The organism is Pseudomonas sp. P7779 (assembly GCF_013386315.1).
Lineage (GTDB): Bacteria > Pseudomonadota > Gammaproteobacteria > Pseudomonadales > Pseudomonadaceae > Aquipseudomonas.
Map to the genome: position 1 here is coordinate 1 of NZ_JACARZ010000096.1, position 16,886 is coordinate 16,886.

The following is a 16,886-nucleotide window of genomic DNA, read 5'->3' on the forward strand; positions in this document are numbered from 1 at the left end:
AACCATAAGTCGCCGTTACCGAAGAAACGGATATGTACACCATCAACTCAACACCACCCCCTCCCGAGCCTTGCGCCTGTTCTTGATCCCATAACAAACCCACATAAACACCACCCAAACCGGAATCGCATACACCGACACCTGAATCCCCGGAATCAGCAGCATCACCCCAAGAATAAACACCACAAACGCCAGGCAAACATAATTCCCATACGGATACCAAAGCGCCTTGAACAACGGCACCTGCCCCGTCCGATCCATATGCTGCCTAAACTTGAAATGCGAAAAACTGATCATCGCCCAGTTGATCACCAGGGTCGCCACCACCAGCGACATCAACAACTCCAGCGCATGCTGCGGAATCAGGTAATTCATCAACACCGCTACCAGCGTAATCGCCGCCGACGCCAGAATCGACCGCACCGGCACCCCGCGCTTGTCGATCTTCGCCAATGCCCGCGGCGCATCACCCTGCTCGGCCATCCCCAACAGCATCCGGCTATTGCAGTAAGTGCCGCTGTTGTAGACCGACAACGCCGCCGTCAGCACCACAAAGTTGAGAATATGCGCTGCCGTGTTACTGCCCAACATCGAAAACACCTGCACAAACGGACTGCCGCTATAGGCGTCCCCGGAGGCATTCAGGGTCTCCAGCAAGCTGTCCCAAGGCGTCAACGACAACAGCACCACCAACGCGCCGATGTAGAAAATCAGGATCCGGTAGATCACCTGGTTGATCGCCTTCGGAATCACCGTGCGTGGCTTGTCCGCCTCAGCCGCAGTAAACCCGAGCATCTCCAGGCCGCCAAACGAGAACATGATGATCGCCATGGCCATCACCAAACCACCCACGCCATGGGGAAAGAACCCGCCGTGCTCCCACAGGTTGGTCACCGAGGCTTGTGGCCCGCCGGTGCCACTCACCAACAGGTAACTGCCCAGGGCGATCATCCCGACAATGGCGACCACCTTGATGATCGCAAACCAGAACTCGGCCTCGCCGAAGACTTTGACGTTGGAAAGATTGATCACATTGATCAACACAAAAAACGCCGCCGCCGACACCCAGGTCGGGATCTCGGGCCACCAGTAGTGCACATACTTGCCAACTGCCGTCAGCTCCGACATGCCCACCAGGATGTACAAAATCCAGCAGTTCCAGCCCGACAGGAAGCCGGCGAAACCGCCCCAATACTTGTGGGCAAAGTGGCTGAAGGAACCGGCCACCGGCTCTTCGACGATCATCTCGCCCAGCTGGCGCATGATCATGAAGGCAATAAAGCCGCAGATGGCATACCCGAGGATCATCGACGGCCCGGCGGATTTCAGCACGCCGGCCGACCCCAGGAACAACCCGGTGCCAATCGCGCCACCGAGGGCGATCAGTTGGATATGGCGATTTTTCAGGCCGCGCTTCAGTTCGCCTGAATGCGAGTTGGCTTCACTCATGGAAAGGGTCTCACGCAAGGTTTGAGGGTGCTCATGGAGGGGTGCTGCTTTGGTAACGGGCTACAGCAGCGCCGATCAAACCCCGGTCCAGCGTTTTTTCTTACGGTCATACGTCACCTGTTGTTTTTATCTGTGACGAAATCGAACCCGACGGGCTTGTGGCCAGGCGGAATGAACAAGGCGGATAGCCCTGAGAGAGTGGGATCACAGTAAAACGCGGCGCATTGTACACCGCCAAACCTGTCTGGGCTGACAGGATGCGGTGCGGCAGATAGGAGGGACATCAGGAAAATTCTTTCAGATAACGAGAAGTTGACGAAAGGACGATTCCTACAAAACGATGCAACCAACTCTCTGTTTCATCGACATAAACCAAATCGCCATCAAAACGGAATAAAAAATCCAAATGGAACCGTGTCAATAAAAATTTTGCAATCCCAAACACTCTCTTCTAGGTTCATCCACTTGCCCAGCGCAGCAAGCTGGCAAGCTCGTTCTCAAACAACGTCATCTAGGAGATTCACCATGCAAGCACTGGAAAATGACCTGGAAACCGAACTGCAACTCGACGATTGGTTTGAAGCGCCGACCCATGAGGCCGCCGTTGAAATGATGCAAGCCGATGCCGTCGTGCCGTTCGGCACCGCGATGTGGCCTTTCTAATCTGATCAGGCACCCCGGCAGGTGCGGGACGCCGCACCTGCCACTGCTCCTACCGAAGGCTTTGAAGGAAGGACGTCATGGACAAGGCCCGCGCCGTCGAACATTTTCTGTATTACCTCGCCCATCACCCGGCCCTCGCCGGCCTGCACCGCCCCACCATTTTGCTTGGCCATACCGAACGCTACGACGCCATCGCCCAGTCGATCATCCAGGGCAGCGCTGCCCGCTTCGACTTCCAGGTACAACGCCTGGACCAGGCCCCCTGCGAAGCGCTGGCCAAGGCCATCGAAGACTGTGACCTGTACATGTTTCTCTACGATTCCTCGACCCTGCCCAACCCACGCGCCGAAGGCCCGGACTTTATCCGTGCCCTGCAAGGCGTGATGGCCGAGCACTGGAAAAAATCCCTGCTGCTCAAGGACTACGGCGACTATTTCTACGACACCTTCAGCGTCGCCCCACAGCGAATTGCCGACCTCAACGCCACGTTGATCCGGCGCATGTCCCAGGCCAGCGTGCTGAGCTTCACCGACCAGCATGGCTCGCGCCTTGAAGCGCCCATGAGCAGCATCAAGAAGTGGACCAATATCAACGGCATCGGCAACCACGACCTGGCACCCGGCGAGATCGCGACCCACAGCGAGGCCATCAACGGCCAGGTGCGGTTTGTCGGCACCTTCCTCAGCACCATTCCCTTTGCGCGTAAATACGGCGTGCTGCAATCACCGCTGGAACTGTGGATCGAGAACTCGACCATCTGCACCGTGGCCAGCGAAGTGCCGGGGCTGGCGGATGACTTCAACAAATACCTGAATGCCAACCCGTCCAATCGCCGGGTGGAAGAACTGGGCATTGGCACCAATGAAGGCGTGAAGGATTTGTATGCGCGCAACGCCGGCTTTGAAGAGCGTCATTGCGGGCTGCACCTGGGATTGGGTGGCGGGCAGAAAGGCAGCCACCACCTGGACCTGATCTTCGCCAGCGGCGTGTTGGCCCTCGACGATAAACCCGTGTTCGATGGGGCTTTCATGTTCTGACACGCCCGCCAAAACAATGGAGATCAACTGTGGGAGCGGGTTTGCTCGCGAATGCGGTGGGTCAGTCACTGGATGTATCAACTGATACACCGCATTCGCGAGCAAGCCCGCTCCCACAATGGACCTGCTTTGCTCATAGAGCAGGTTCCAAATCCAGGCCAAAAAAAACGCCAACCCGAGGGTTGGCGTTTTTATGCAGCGCTTAACGAATCACTGCGGCTTCTTGCGACCAAAACCTGGACGCTGGCCGGAACCGGCCGGTGCACCACGACGCTTGCCCGATGGCGCGTCATCGACCAGCTTCAGGCCCGGGCGCTTTTTCGGCGATGGCTTGGCTGGACGTTTGGTGCTGGCGCTGTCGTCGGCACGGCCCGCAGCCGGAGCACCACGACCAGACTCGCCACGGTTACCGCGACCGCCAGCAGGTGCATCACCACGACCGGCTGGACGCGGTGCGCGCGGCGCACGTTCGCCATCCTGACGGGGCGGTGCCGAAGGACGACGCTCGCCTTCGATGTGCGGCTCGCGGGAGATGCGGCCGCCCGTGGCCGGTGCATCCAGCGCAGGGCGCAGGGTGCGGGCAACACGGTCGGTACGCGCCACCGGACGCGACGATTTACGCTGCATACGCTCAAGCTTGTCTTTGCTCTTGGCGTTCATCTGCGGCATGGCCACCGGCGTCAGGCCGACTTCGGCACTGAGGATGTCGACTTCGTACTGGCTCATTTCGCGCCAGCGGCCCATCGGCAGGTCGGAGTTGAGGAACACCGGGCCGAAACGCACGCGCTTCAGGCGGCTGACCACCAGGCCCTGGGATTCCCACAGGCGACGTACTTCACGGTTACGGCCTTCCATCACCACGCAGTGGTACCAATGGTTGAAGCCTTCGCCGCCCGGCGCCTGCTTGATGTCGGTGAACCTGGCCGGGCCGTCTTCCAGCACGACGCCGGCTTTCAAGCGCTCGATCATTTCGTCATCGACTTCACCACGCACACGTACCGCGTATTCACGGTCCATCTCGTAGGAAGGGTGCATCAGGCGGTTGGCCAGCTCACCGTCGGTGGTGAACATCAGCAAGCCGGTGGTGTTGATGTCGAGACGACCGATGTTGATCCAGCGGCCTTCTTTGGGGCGCGGCATCTTGTCGAATACGGTTGGACGGCCTTCCGGGTCGTCACGGGTGCAGATTTCGCCATCAGGCTTGTTGTACATGATGACGCGGCGCACCGATTCGGCGGCCTCTTCACGCTTGATGACCTTGCCATCAATGGTGATGGCATCGTGCAGGTCGACGCGCTGGCCAAGGGTGGCTTCAACGCCGTTGACCTTGATGCGCTTCTGGGTGATCCAGGCTTCTACGTCGCGGCGCGAGCCTACGCCGATACGGGCGAGGACTTTCTGCAGTTTTTCGCCTGCGGGGCCGATTTCCTGGGTGTCGTTCTGGTCTTGGTCACTCATCTTAAGCACCTCCCGGTGTGTCGATTCAGGCTTGGCCTGAAGATAGTAAAAGCTGGGCTTTTGGCGAACGCATCGCCAAAGGGTCGCGAATCATACGCTCATGGCGCGCGTTGCGCATCAGAGACTAGTCGATAAGTGCAGGCTCATTTGCCTTTCCGCCGACCGGTGGCACCCAGCGCCAGCAGGCGCAGCTCGGCTTCGGCGAGTACCGTGCGCTTGTCGACCTTGTCGAGTTTCTTCCAGGCACGGATCTCGCGCTTGCTGCGCCCGCAGCCCACGCAGATGTCATCGGTGAATTTGCAGACGCTGATGCAGGGGTCTTTGGTGGAGCTCATTTGAGTTCTCCTTGCTGGCGACAATCCAAATGTGGGAGCGGGCTTGCTCGCGAATGCAGTGTGTCAGTCGCCGGATGCTTGGCTGACCCACCGCATTCGCGAGCAAGCCCGCTCCCACATTTTTTTCTGCGTCAGTCTTCGAATTGGCGGCGCTCGTTTTCGATGGCTTCGGCCAGGGCGCGGGCTTCGTCTTCTTCGTCGCTCAGCGGCGGTTGTTCGAGCGCTGCGACGGCGGCCAGCAGTTTGGCACGGGCTTCGGCGACGCCGAGGATGTCCTCCTCGGGTTCAGGCTCGGGCTCATCTTCAACTTCGACTGGCAGCTCAACCTCAACGTTCAGTTGCAACGCAGGCTCCGGCTCGCCGTCACTGACCGCACCATCACGCAGCAAGTCATCGAAGTCAGTCTTGATGCCCTGCTCCATGTCATCCAGTTCCAGCAACAATGTGTGGAAACTGGTTTCGTCCTTCGGCTCTTCCGGCTCGGCGCTGGCGTCGGCCAGCTCCTGCAACCCGGCGGGCACCGGTGCGTCGTCGAAATCCAGGACCGGGTCCGGCTCCATCTCCCGCAGCTCGGCCAGCGGCGGCAAGTCGTCGAGGTTTTTCAGGTTGAAGTGGTCGAGGAACACCTTGGTAGTGGCAAACATCGCCGGCTTGCCGGGCACGTCGCGGTAGCCAACGATCCTGATCCACTCCCGCTCCAGCAACGTCTTGACGATATGGCTGTTGACCGCGACGCCGCGCACGTCTTCGATCTCGCCCCGGGTGATCGGCTGGCGATAGGCGATCAGCGCCATGGTTTCCAGCATCGCGCGGGAATAGCGCTGCGGGCGTTCTTCCCACAGGCGGCCGACCCACGGCGAAAACTTCTCGCGAATTTGCAGGCGATACCCGGAAGCCACTTCCCGCAGCTCGAAGGCACGGCCGTCGCAGGACTTGCGCAGAATCTCCAGGGCCTTCTTGAACACCGGCGGCTCAGGGCGCTCGGCTTCTTCAAACAGTTCGAACAGGCGCTCCAGGGATTGCGGCTTGCCCGAGGCCAGGAGAAAGGCTTCCAGCAGCGGAGCCAGTTCGCGGGGTTCAGTCAGATTCATCGATTCAGCTCTTTATTCGGCTCGCGCCCGCACGTGGATAGCCGCAAAAGGCTCATTCTGGACCAGCTCGACCAAGGATTCCTTGACCAGCTCAAGGATCGCCATAAAGGTCACGACTACCCCCAGGCGCCCTTCTTCCTTGGTAAACAGCTCGACAAACGGCACAAACCCGCCGCCCTTGAGGCGATCCAGCACATCACTCATGCGCTCGCGGGTGGACAGTGCCTCGCGGCTGACCTGGTGGCTTTCAAACATATCGCCACGGCGCAGTACTTCGGCCATGGACATCAGCAACTCTTCCAGGCTCACGTCCGGCAGCAGCTTGCGCGCCCGGGCTTCCGGGGCGTCGAGCTTGGGCACCACCACATCGCGGCCGACCCGGCTCAAACCGTCGATGCCTTCGGCCGCGGCCTTGAAGCGCTCGTACTCCTGCAGGCGGCGGATCAGTTCGGCGCGGGGGTCATCCTCTTCCGCCTCGATAGTCTCCGAGCGCGGCAGCAGCATGCGTGACTTGATCTCCGCGAGCATCGCGGCCATCACCAGGTATTCGGCGGCCAGTTCCAGGCGCACGGTCTGCATCAGTTCGACGTAGCCCATGTACTGGCGGGTGATTTCCGCCACCGGGATGTCGAGGATATTGATGTTCTGCTTGCGGATCAGGTACAGCAGCAAGTCCAGCGGACCTTCGAAGGCTTCGAGGAAGACTTCCAGCGCATCCGGCGGGATGTACAGGTCCAGCGGCATTTCCATCACGGCCTGGCCGTAGACCATGGCAAATGGCAGTTCCTGCTGGGCGCCCGCCTGGCTGTCGACGGTTTCCACGGCCGACATTCAGGCCTCGACCATGAACGGTGCCGGGTCGCCACACCCCACACGCACCACTTCCGGCTCGCCGTCGGCCAGGTTGATCACGGTGGAGGCCTTGTTGCCGCCGTAGCCGCCGTCGATGATCAGGTCGACGTGTTTTTCCAGCAGCCGGCGCATTTCATAAGGGTCGTACAACGGCTCTTCTTCCCCCGGCAGGATCAGTGACACACTCATCAGCGGCTCACCGAGTTCGGCCAGCAGCGCCAGGGCGATCGGGTGTTCCGGCACCCGCAGGCCAATGGTGCGCTTCTTCGGGTGCAGCAGCAGGCGCGGCACTTCGCGGGTGGCGTTGAGGATGAAGGTGTAGGGCCCCGGCGTGTGCGCCTTGAGCAGGCGGAAGGTGCCGGTGTCGACCTTGGCGAACAGCCCCAGCTGGGACAGGTCGCTGCAAATCAGTGCGAAGTTGTGGTTCTTGTCCAGGTCACGCAGGCGTCTTACGCGCTCGACCGCATTCTTGTCGCCGATCTGGCAACCGATGGCGTAGGACGAATCCGTGGGGTAGATCACCACGCCACCGGCACGGATGATCTCCACGGCCTGTTTGATCAGGCGCGCCTGCGGGTTTTCCGGATGAATCTGGAAGAATTGACTCACGTGTTCTACCTGTTCAGACGGTGGCAATAATGGGGTCATGTTTGAAGCGACACCAAAGGGGCGGCAAATCTTCCGGAACGGCGCGGTACTCGCCAATCTCGGACCAGCCGCCGGGGCCATGAAAATCACTGCCGGCGCTGACCAGCAGACCAAATTCGCGGGCAAGAATCGCCAGGCTGCCTACCTGCTCGGCGGGTTGATGCCCGTTGACCACTTCGATTGCGTGGCCGCCCGCTCCAATATAGTCGCCAATCAGCTTGCGACGCTTGCTGCGGGTGAAATCGTAATGCCACGGATGCGCCAGGCTGACCCAGGCACCTGCTGCCCGCAGTGTGCCAACGGTGTCTTCCAGGGTTGGCCAGTGTTGCTTGACGTCCCCCAGCTTGCCGGCACCCAGCCATTTGCGGAACGCTTCGGCGCGATCCTTCACAAAACCTTCACGCACCATCCAGTCGGCAAAGTGCGGGCGGGCCGGGGCGTTGCCGCTGTCACCCAGTTCCTGCTGGATGGCGCGGGCGCCTTCCAGGCCGTTGGGCATGCCCTTGAGGGCCAGCTTGCGGCTTATTTCTTCGGACCGCAGCCAGCGGCCATCGTGCAATTTGGCGATGGCCTCCACCAGCGGCGGCGCGTTGACGTCGAAACCGTAGCCCAATACGTGGATGGTTGCGCCGCCCCAGGTGCAGGACAATTCAACCCCGTTGACCAGTTGCATGCCCAACGCATGCGCCGCCTCGCGGGCCTCTGCCAGGCCTTCGAGGGTGTCGTGGTCGGTCAACGACAGGACTCGCACGCCTTTTTCAAACGCACGCGCAACCAGGACCGCGGGCGCCAGGGCGCCGTCGGAGGCTGTGCTATGGCAGTGCAAATCAACATTCACGGGAGTGTGTAACCTCAAGTCAGCTGGCGCTTTCGCTACCAAGGATGTTTGTTATTATGCCGCCACATCCAGCTTCTGGCTCTTACTGTGAAACAATTCATCGACTTCATCCCGCTGTTGCTGTTTTTCATCGTTTACAAAACCGACCCTCGCGTTATCGATCTTGCCGGCCACGAGCTGACCCTCGGCGGCATCTACAGCGCCACGGCGGTGCTGATCATCAGCTCCGTGGTGGTCTACGGCGCGCTCTTCATCTCCCAGCGCAAGCTGGAAAAAAGCCAGTGGCTGACCCTGGTCGCCTGCCTTGTGTTCGGCAGCCTGACCCTGGCCTTCCACAGCGAAACCTTCCTTAAATGGAAAGCCCCGGTGGTCAACTGGCTGTTCGCCCTGGCCTTTATCGGCAGCCACTTCATCGGTGATCGCCTGCTGATCAAGCGGATCATGGGCCACGCGCTGACCTTGCCAGACCCGGTGTGGACCCGCCTGAACATCGCCTGGATCGTGTTTTTCCTGTTCTGCGGCGCCGCCAACCTGTTCGTCGCCTTTACCTTCCAGAGCTACTGGGTGGACTTCAAGGTGTTCGGCAGCCTGGGCATGACCGTGCTGTTCCTGGTCGGCCAGGGTATCTACCTGTCGCGCCACCTGCATGACACCGACCCTACCACGCCGAAAACCGAGGACTGACATGCTCTACGCCATCATTTCCACCGACGTCGCCAACTCCCTGGAAAAACGCCTGTCCGTACGCCCGGCCCACGTCGAGCGCCTGAAACAGCTGCAAGCCGAAGGCCGCCTGGTACTGGCCGGCCCGCATCCTGCGGTAGACAGCAACGACCCGGGAGATGCCGGCTTCACCGGTAGCCTGGTGGTTGTCGAGTTCGCCTCCCTGGCGGCGGCACAAGCCTGGGCCGATGCTGATCCGTATGTAGCGGCCGGCGTGTACGCCCAGGTGCTGGTCAAACCGTTCAAGCAAGTCCTGCCTTGATTCGTTGCGCGCTGAACCAAATGGCTTCAGCGCACTCCTAAACGCTCATTATTCCCGGTAACCTGCCGACAACGTTCTGAATATTCGTGTGGAATCAGGAGTTCCGATGCGCTTACGTCAGTTGTGTCTGTTGGCAGTGTTAATGATCGGGGCTACGGCCCACGCTGAAGAAACCTCGAACACCGGCAGTTCCACGCCCCTGTCCTTGAGTGCCGGCAGCCAGATCACCGATTTGCAGCAACGTTTGAAAGAGAGCGAACGCCAGCGCGATGAGCTGAGCAAGCAATTGCAAAGTGCTGACGCCACGCGGGAAAGTACCCAACTGAGTAAACTGCGCCAGGAGAACCAACGCCTGGTCCAGCAACTCAAAGAAGCACAGGGCAGTGCCTTGCCACGCTGGCTTACCGAGCAACAACAATGGTTCGTGACCGGCGGGGCAGTCGCGCTGATCGCCCTGTTATGCGGGATCTTCGCCAGTGGCGGGCACCGGCGCCGTCGACAATGGCTAAATTGAGTGAGTCATGAGCGAGCTGTTACTGATAGATGATGACCAGGAGCTCTGTGAGCTGCTGACCAGTTGGTTGAGCCAGGAAGGTTTCCAGGTACGCGCCTGCCATGACGGCTTGAGCGCCCGCAAGGCATTGGCCGAAGCCGCCCCGGCGGCCGTCGTGCTCGACGTGATGCTGCCCGACGGCAGCGGCCTGGAGTTGCTCAAGCAATTGCGCAGCGACCACCCGGAACTGCCGGTGCTGATGCTCTCGGCCAGGGGCGAACCCCTGGACCGGATCCTCGGCCTGGAACTGGGCGCCGACGACTACCTGGCCAAACCCTGCGATCCTCGTGAACTGACCGCGCGCCTGCGCGCCGTGCTGCGCCGCAGCCACCCGGCCGCCGTGTCCACTCAGCTGGAGCTGGGCGACCTGTGCTTCAGCCCGGTGCGTGGCGTGGTCACTATCGATGAACAGGAATTTGCCCTGACCGTGTCCGAAAGCCGCCTGCTGGAAGCCTTGCTGCGCCAGCCCGGCGAGCCGCTGGACAAGCAGGAACTGGCGCAAATCGCCCTGGGCCGCAAGCTGACCCTGTATGACCGCAGCCTGGACATGCACGTCAGCAACCTGCGCAAGAAGATCGGCCCGCACCCGGATGGCCGGCCACGGATCGTGGCGCTGCGTAGCCGCGGCTATTACTACAGCCTCTAGCCCGCGTAGCCGCTGTCGAGCCTCGGCGAGGCTGCGACAGCATCGCCTCGGTACATGTGTCAGACCGCAGCGCCTGCCTCGCAGCCTCGCCAAGGCTCGACAGCTGCTACGGTCGCCAATAGTTTTGTCAGCCCCGCCCAAAATCCTCTTTACCCAAGCTTTACCGTCCCCTGACTGCCGCTGACCTTGATCTCCGTAATCTACTCACATCCGGACTCACCGGAATAGAGACAGGAGAATCACCATGCGCAAGACCCTTATCGCTTTGATGTTCGCTGCTGCCCTGCCAACCGTTGCCATGGCCGCTGCGCCAGAAGGCCCAGGCCCGATGGGCGGTCCTGAAGGCCACATGATGGGTGGCCCAGGTCACGGCGGTGAACACGGCATGCGGGGCAAAGGTGGCCCTTTCAGCCAGCTGGACCTGAGCCCTGAACAGCGCCAGCAGATCGGCAAGTTGATGGGCCAGCAATGGCACGCTCGCAAAGAGTTGGTGCGCAAGTACCTGGACAAACTGCCAGCCGCTGATCAGAAAGCCATGAAAGACGAAATGGCGGCCGCCAAGCAGAAAACCCAGACCGACATCCGTGCCGTGCTGAAACCCGATCAACAGAAGAAATTCGACGAGATCGTGAAGAAACAAGCCGAGCGCCGCGCCGAGTGGAAGGAATTCCAGGCCTGGAAAGCCCAGCAGCCGCAAAAAGCGCAATAATGATCTAGCTTCACTCCCAGCCCAGTGGCCACCGCCGCTGGGCTTTTCCTGTTTGAGGATTTCTTGTGCGTTCATTGTTCTGGCGCGTCCTTGCCAGCTTCTGGCTGGCCATCGCCCTGGTTGCCGGGTTGTCGATCCTGCTTGGGCATATGCTCAACCAGGACGCCTGGATTCTCAGCCGCCACCCCGGGCTCAATAACCTCGCGCAGGAATGGACGCAGCTTTACGAGGCCCAGGGCGAAGACGCCGCCCAGGAGCTGCTGCAGCAGCGCAAGCGTCAGTACCACATTGACGTGCAAGTGCTTAACGAAAGCGGCGAGCCTGTGGTGCGCGGCACTTTCCCGCGCCGCGCCGCCGCCCTCGAAGCCCGGCAAAACGACAGCCAGGACCGCCACCTGCCCTGGCGCCGGCTGACCGCCGAGTACACCAGCGAAAAAACCGGCGACACCTACCTGCTGATCTACCGCATTCCCCACCCGGAACTGGACGCCTGGCACCGCAGCAGCCTGCTCTGGCCGTTAAGTGCCCTGGCGATTGCGCTGGTGGTGCTGACCCTGTTCAGCCTGTTGGTGACGTTGTCCATCACCCGCCCCCTCAGCCGCCTGCGCGGCGCAGTGCACGACCTGGGCCAGACCACCTATCAGCAGAACAGCCTGGCGCGGCTGGCCAACCGTCGCGATGAATTCGGCGTACTGGCCACCGACTTCAACCGCATGGGCGCCCGCCTGCAAAGCCTGATCGGCAGCCAGCGCCAGTTGCTGCGGGATGTGTCCCACGAACTGCGCTCGCCCCTGGCCCGCCTGCGGATCGCCCTGGCCCTGGCAGAACGGGCCACGCCCGAAGCGCGGGAAAAACTCTGGCCGCGCCTGACCCGCGAATGCGACCGCCTGGAAGCGCTGATCAGCGAAATCCTGGTACTCGCCCGGGTGGACGCTGATAACGCCAGTGCCGAAGACATCGACCTCAACCCGTTGCTCCGGACCCTGCAAAAAGACGCCTTGCTCGGCGCGCCGGACCAACCCGTGCAACTGGATGCCGAGGCCGGGCTGCACCTCAAGGGCTGGCCGACCATGATCGAACGCGCGGTGGATAACCTGCTGCGCAACGCCCAACGCTTCAACCCGCCCGGGCAACCGATTGAAATGGAAGCCAGACGCCAGGGCGAACGCATTGTGATCAGTGTGCGCGACCACGGCCCCGGCGTGGATGCCGAACACCTGAGCCAACTCGGCGAGCCGTTTTACCGCGCCCCGGGGCAAACCGCCCAGGGCCATGGCCTGGGCCTGGCCATTGCGCGGCGCGCCGCAGAGCGCCATGGCGGCAGCCTGATCCTGGCCAATCATCAAGGCGGCGGCTTTATCGCCAGCGTGGATCTACCGCTGGAGCCTGGGGTTGTCATTCAACCCTGATGATCTTCTATGATGGTCCTTCTCATTAGGAGGGCCTTTGATGACTGATCTGCTCACCCCCATCCAGGAAGCACTCGATTTACCCGTCACCCCACTGGCCGTAACCGAAGTCGGCGCCCTGCCCTCGACCTTTGCCGTCACCGAACTGGCCAGCGCCAGCATCGGTGCCGCGGGCCAGGCGGTCGCCCAGTTGCTGTTGCAGCAAACCGGGCGCCTGCCCTCGGTGACCGTGGACCGGCGCCTCGCCTCGTTCTGGTTCTCCTCCTCGCTGCGCCCCGACGGCTGGACCACCCCACCGCTGTGGGACCCGATTGCCGGCGACTACGCCTGCACCGATGGCTGGATTCGCCTGCACACCAATGCACCGCATCACCGTGCCGCCGCCGAGCGCGTACTCGGGCAGGTCGCTGACCGTGAAGCAATGGCCGCGAAGGTTGCGCCATGGACCGCTGCCGAGCTGGAACAGGCGATTGTCGAGGCGAACGGCTGTGCGGCGCAGATGCGCTCATGGCAAGACTGGCAAGTTCATCCACAAGGCTTGGCGGTCAATCAGGAACCGCTGGTCCATCGCCAGACCTTTGCAGCCCTCAGCGACAAACCCTGGCTGGGCTCGGTGGCAAGGCCGCTGGCGGGCATCAAGGTGCTGGACCTGACGCGCGTATTGGCCGGCCCCACCGCCAGCCGTTTTCTGGCTGGCCTCGGCGCCGATGTACTGCGCATCGACTCCCCTGACTGGAACGAACCCGGCGTGGTGCCGGAAATGACCCTGGGCAAACGTTGCGCCCGCCTGGACCTGAAAAACCCCGACGACCGCCTGATCTTCGAAAACCTGCTCAAGAACACCGACATTCTGCTGCACGGCTATCGCGCCGATGCACTGGAACAGTTGGGCTACGGTGAGGCTGCGCTGCAAGCCCTCGCGCCTGGCCTGATCGACGCCAGCCTCAACGCTTACGGCTGGAGCGGCCCGTGGCGCAATCGCCGGGGGTTCGACAGCCTGGTGCAGATGAGCACCGGGATTGCCGAGGCTGGCAGGCAGTGGAAAAACTCGGACAAACCGGTGCCGCTGCCGTTGCAGGCGCTGGACCACGCCACCGGGTATTTGATGGCGGCCAGTGCGATCCAGGCATTGAGTGAACGCTTGAAATCCGGCCGCGGCGGTTCGGCACTGTTGTCCCTCGCGCGCACGGCAAAGCTGTTGGTGGACGCAGGACAAGTCCCTGAACAACTACCGCTGCGGGCCGAAGAACCGGGTGATCAAGGCTTGGTGGTGGAGCAAACCGCCTGGGGCCCGGCCCACCGCTTGCTGCCCCCGGTGACCATCAGCGGGACACCGTTGCAGTGGGACTTGCCCGCAGGGGAATTGGGCTCACACCGCCCTCAGTGGTGACCGAAGATCCTGTGGCGAGGGAGCATGCTCCCGCTGGACTGCGCAGCAGGCCCCAGTTTTTGGGTCAATGGGGCCGCTTCGCGCCCCAGCGGGAGCAAGCTCCCTCGCCACAGGTACGCAGAATCAATCCGCGCGGCTCAGTGATGTCCACAAATGCTGCGCCGCATAGGCTCTAAGCGGTCGCCAGGCCTCAGCCCGCGCCAGCAACTGGCGCGGGCTCACCGGCCCGCCTTCCAGCGCCACCAGCGCATTGATCAAACCGATATCCCCCGAGGCAAACGCATCCTGCTCGCGCATCTGGCGCATGGCGATGTACTGCGCCGTCCAGTCACCAATCCCGGGTAATGCGACCAACCGCGCCACGCCTTCCTTCAGGTTCGCCTTCGCCTGGAAAATCTGCGGGTCATCCAGCAACGCCTGGGCCACGCCCGACAAGGTACGCCCGCGACTTTTCGGCATGCCGAGGGTTGCCAAATCTGCGGCTGCCAGCACCTCGGCCGAAGGAAACACATGGGTCACACCGGCATGGGGCGTCACCAGCGGCGTGCCGTACTGCGCCACCAGCTTGCCCGCCAGCTTGATCGCCGCCACCACGGTAATCTGCTGGCCCAACACCGCGCGGATCGCCAACTCCAGCCCATCCCAGGTTCCCGGCACCCGCAAGCCAGGACGCGCCGCCACCAAGCTCGCCATCAAGGGATCATTCGCCAATTGCCGGTTGATCCGCTTCGGGTCAGCCGACAGGTCAAACATGTCCCGTAACCGCCGCTCAATTTCCGGCAACGCAGCCGGGTCGGGGAAGTCCACCGTTACTTCAAGCCAATCACCGGCCCCCGGTGACACACTGAGCCAACCCTGCTGACCGTCGACACTGATACTGCGCGAGTAAACGCCTGCGTCCACCGTCTCCATCCCGCTGATCGCCCGCGCCGACAAAAAGCCCAACATCGCCGCCCAGTCATACGGCGCCTGATACGCCAGCTGCATTCTCACAACGACAATACCCCGCTGTACAACCCATACGCCGCCAGGCTCGCCCCGGCGATCACGCAGGCGAAAATGCCTTTTTCCAGATGGGTAAACAAGGGCTGGCCCTGCTCGCGCTTGGCCAGGGCAAACAGGATCACGCCCGGTGCATACAGCAGCGCCGACAGCAGCAAGTACTTCAGGCCACCGGCGTAGAGCAGCCACACCGCATAGGCCAGGGCGACCAGACTCACCAGCAGGTCCTTGGTGCGTTCGCCATGGGCGCCTTCGTAGGTTTCACCGCGGCCGCTCAACAGCACCGCATACGCCGCCGACCACAGGTAGGGCACCAAAATCATCGATGACGCCAGGTAGATCAGGGTGGTGTAGGTGCTTTCCGAAAACAGCGTGATCACCAGGAACAGCTGGATCATTACATTGGTCAGCCACAACGCATTGACTGGCACCTGGTTGACGTTTTCCTTTTTCAGGAACGCGGGCATGGTTTTGTCATGGGCGGTGGCGTAGAGAATTTCGGCGCAGAGCAACGCCCACGACAGCAGCGCACCCAGCAACGAAACCGCCAGGCCGATGCTGATCAACAGCGCGCCCCAGGGGCCAACGATATGTTCCAGCACCCCGGCCAGGGACGGGTTTTGCAGGTTGGCCAGTTCCGGCTGGCTCATGATCCCGAGCGACAGCAGGTTGACCAATACCAGCAGCGCCAACACCCCCAGGAAACCGATGACCGTGGCCCGGCCCACGTCCGAGCGTTTCTCGGCCCGCGCCGAGTAGACACTGGCGCCCTCGATGCCGATAAACACAAACACCGTGACCAGCATCATGTTGCGCACCTGATCCACCACGCCGCCGAAATTCGGATTACTCAGGCCCCAGATATCCCGGGTAAAGATGTCGGCCTTGAATGCCACGGCGGCGATCACGATAAACATCACCAGCGGTACGATCTTGGCCACGGTGGTGATCTGGTTGATAAACGCCGCCTCCTTGATCCCGCGCATCACCAGGAAATGCACCGCCCACAACAACACCGATGCGCAGCCAATCGCTACCGGGGTATTGCCCTGACCGAACACCGGAAAAAAGTAGCCGAGGGTACTGAATAGCAACACGAAGTAACCGACGTTGCCCATCCAGGCACTGATCCAGTAGCCCCAGGCCGACGAGAAACCCATGTAGTCGCCAAACCCGGCCTTGGCGTACGCGTATACGCCGGAATCCAGTTCCGGCTTGCGGTTGGCCAGGGTCTGGAACACAAAGGCCAGGGTCAGCATGCCCACGGCGGTAATGCCCCAGCCAATCAACACCGCGCCTACCTCGGCCCGCGCCGCCATGTTCTGCGGCAACGAGAAAATCCCGCCGCCGATCATCGAGCCCACCACCAGGGCGATCAAGGCATTGAGGCGCAGCTTTTCCGAGGATTGGGACATGAACACTCCTGAACAAAACAACCATTGAGCCAACAACTGTGCACTCAACTAACTTATTAAGCCGGCGCAGCGTTTATTAGATATAGCCAATAAAGGCGCCGGCTTCATAACTTAAAGGCATGACAATAAACAGCGTTAAGGCAAATTTATAATTTAAATAACGCTGCGCTGTAAAAGTTTGCATATCTGCAAATACGGGCTAGCTTCAAAGGTCCATGCTAATGAGAAAACCTGTTGTTTGAAACGCAGAACCGCTCTACGACGAGCCTCTGCGAGGCACTTGAGCGCCCGTACCTTTCATCATAAGTCATTAATTCACAATGGAATGTGCCAATGAAGTGATCTGAGTCAGCTGTTTGATTAGCGCACGGATTTATTCTGTGGTCTCTCTTCTCCTGCATTGGAG

General features: G+C 61.2%; 18 protein-coding genes. 9 read left to right on the plus strand and 9 right to left on the minus strand.

Going from position 1 to position 16,886, the window contains the following annotated elements; genetic code table 11:
• Positions 1-42: 42 nt before the first annotated feature.
• Positions 43-1,449: an amino acid permease gene (locus HX869_RS25545; RefSeq protein ID WP_134327224.1), complete on the minus strand. Its 1,407-nt coding sequence runs from the start codon at positions 1,447-1,449 to the stop codon at positions 43-45.
• Positions 1,450-1,974: 525 nt separating this feature from the next.
• On the opposite strand from HX869_RS25545, the gene HX869_RS25550 reads away from it, so the two are divergent.
• Positions 1,975-2,112 carry a hypothetical protein gene (locus tag HX869_RS25550; protein ID WP_003175756.1) on the plus strand — a complete coding sequence of 46 codons (138 nt, stop codon included), beginning with the start codon at positions 1,975-1,977 and terminating at the stop codon, positions 2,110-2,112.
• A 77-nt stretch (positions 2,113-2,189) separates the two neighbouring features.
• Positions 2,190-3,149 (plus strand): leucyl aminopeptidase, encoded by a 960-nt coding sequence (locus HX869_RS25555; RefSeq protein WP_102369770.1) that lies wholly within the window; start codon positions 2,190-2,192, stop codon positions 3,147-3,149.
• A 210-nt stretch (positions 3,150-3,359) separates the two neighbouring features.
• On the opposite strand, the gene rluB is transcribed toward HX869_RS25555, so the two are convergent.
• The 6 genes from rluB to HX869_RS25585 form a co-directional block, all read right to left on the minus strand.
• Positions 3,360-4,607, minus strand: coding sequence for a 23S rRNA pseudouridine(2605) synthase RluB (rluB, locus tag HX869_RS25560; RefSeq protein WP_003220080.1), 1,248 nt, complete (start codon positions 4,605-4,607; stop codon positions 3,360-3,362).
• A gap of 143 nt (positions 4,608-4,750) precedes the next feature.
• Positions 4,751-4,942, minus strand: coding sequence for a DUF1289 domain-containing protein (locus HX869_RS25565; RefSeq protein WP_008433107.1), 192 nt, complete (start codon positions 4,940-4,942; stop codon positions 4,751-4,753).
• A gap of 131 nt (positions 4,943-5,073) precedes the next feature.
• Positions 5,074-6,033: an SMC-Scp complex subunit ScpB gene (gene scpB / locus HX869_RS25570; protein ID WP_087692658.1), complete on the minus strand. Its 960-nt coding sequence runs from the start codon at positions 6,031-6,033 to the stop codon at positions 5,074-5,076.
• A 12-nt stretch (positions 6,034-6,045) separates the two neighbouring features.
• Entirely contained in the window at positions 6,046-6,744 is a 699-nt protein-coding gene (locus HX869_RS25575; protein WP_173406103.1) for a ScpA family protein, read from the minus strand.
• Positions 6,745-6,864: 120 nt separating this feature from the next.
• The gene (locus tag HX869_RS25580) at positions 6,865-7,494 is read right to left on the minus strand and encodes an L-threonylcarbamoyladenylate synthase (RefSeq protein ID WP_003220075.1); all 630 of its coding nucleotides are present in this window, start codon (positions 7,492-7,494) and stop codon (positions 6,865-6,867) included.
• A gap of 13 nt (positions 7,495-7,507) precedes the next feature.
• On the minus strand, positions 7,508-8,371 hold the full coding sequence (locus HX869_RS25585; RefSeq protein ID WP_003220073.1) for a PHP domain-containing protein: 864 nt from the start codon (positions 8,369-8,371) through the stop codon (positions 7,508-7,510).
• An 87-nt stretch (positions 8,372-8,458) separates the two neighbouring features.
• Between HX869_RS25585 and HX869_RS25590 the strand changes: the two genes are divergently transcribed.
• From HX869_RS25590 to HX869_RS25620, 7 genes are all read left to right on the plus strand, one after another.
• Positions 8,459-9,055 carry a septation protein A gene (locus HX869_RS25590; RefSeq protein ID WP_003220071.1) on the plus strand — a complete coding sequence of 199 codons (597 nt, stop codon included), beginning with the start codon at positions 8,459-8,461 and terminating at the stop codon, positions 9,053-9,055.
• Between the two features lies 1 nt (position 9,056).
• Positions 9,057-9,356, plus strand: a complete 300-nt coding sequence (locus HX869_RS25595; RefSeq protein ID WP_003220069.1) for a YciI family protein — start codon at positions 9,057-9,059, stop codon at positions 9,354-9,356.
• Positions 9,357-9,462: 106 nt separating this feature from the next.
• The gene (locus HX869_RS25600) at positions 9,463-9,870 is read left to right on the plus strand and encodes a hypothetical protein (RefSeq protein WP_003220067.1); all 408 of its coding nucleotides are present in this window, start codon (positions 9,463-9,465) and stop codon (positions 9,868-9,870) included.
• 7 nt (positions 9,871-9,877) lie between these two features.
• Complete coding sequence (locus tag HX869_RS25605; RefSeq protein ID WP_003220065.1) at positions 9,878-10,555, plus strand: response regulator transcription factor; 678 nt, start codon at positions 9,878-9,880, stop codon at positions 10,553-10,555.
• A gap of 244 nt (positions 10,556-10,799) precedes the next feature.
• Entirely contained in the window at positions 10,800-11,264 is a 465-nt protein-coding gene (locus tag HX869_RS25610) for a Spy/CpxP family protein refolding chaperone (RefSeq protein ID WP_087692654.1), read from the plus strand.
• 65 nt (positions 11,265-11,329) lie between these two features.
• Entirely contained in the window at positions 11,330-12,673 is a 1,344-nt protein-coding gene (locus HX869_RS25615) for a cell wall metabolism sensor histidine kinase WalK (RefSeq protein WP_003220063.1), read from the plus strand.
• 40 nt (positions 12,674-12,713) lie between these two features.
• Positions 12,714-14,063, plus strand: a complete 1,350-nt coding sequence (locus HX869_RS25620; RefSeq protein ID WP_178903829.1) for a CoA transferase — start codon at positions 12,714-12,716, stop codon at positions 14,061-14,063.
• Between the two features lie 123 nt (positions 14,064-14,186).
• Here the strand turns inward: HX869_RS25620 and HX869_RS25625 are convergent, their stop codons facing one another.
• Together HX869_RS25625 and arcD are read right to left on the minus strand one after the other, a co-directional pair.
• Positions 14,187-15,050 (minus strand): DNA-3-methyladenine glycosylase, encoded by an 864-nt coding sequence (locus HX869_RS25625; protein WP_008433096.1) that lies wholly within the window; start codon positions 15,048-15,050, stop codon positions 14,187-14,189.
• A 2-nt stretch (positions 15,051-15,052) separates the two neighbouring features.
• Positions 15,053-16,480, minus strand: coding sequence for an arginine-ornithine antiporter (arcD, locus tag HX869_RS25630; RefSeq protein ID WP_177036755.1), 1,428 nt, complete (start codon positions 16,478-16,480; stop codon positions 15,053-15,055).
• Positions 16,481-16,886: the final 406 nt, after the last annotated feature.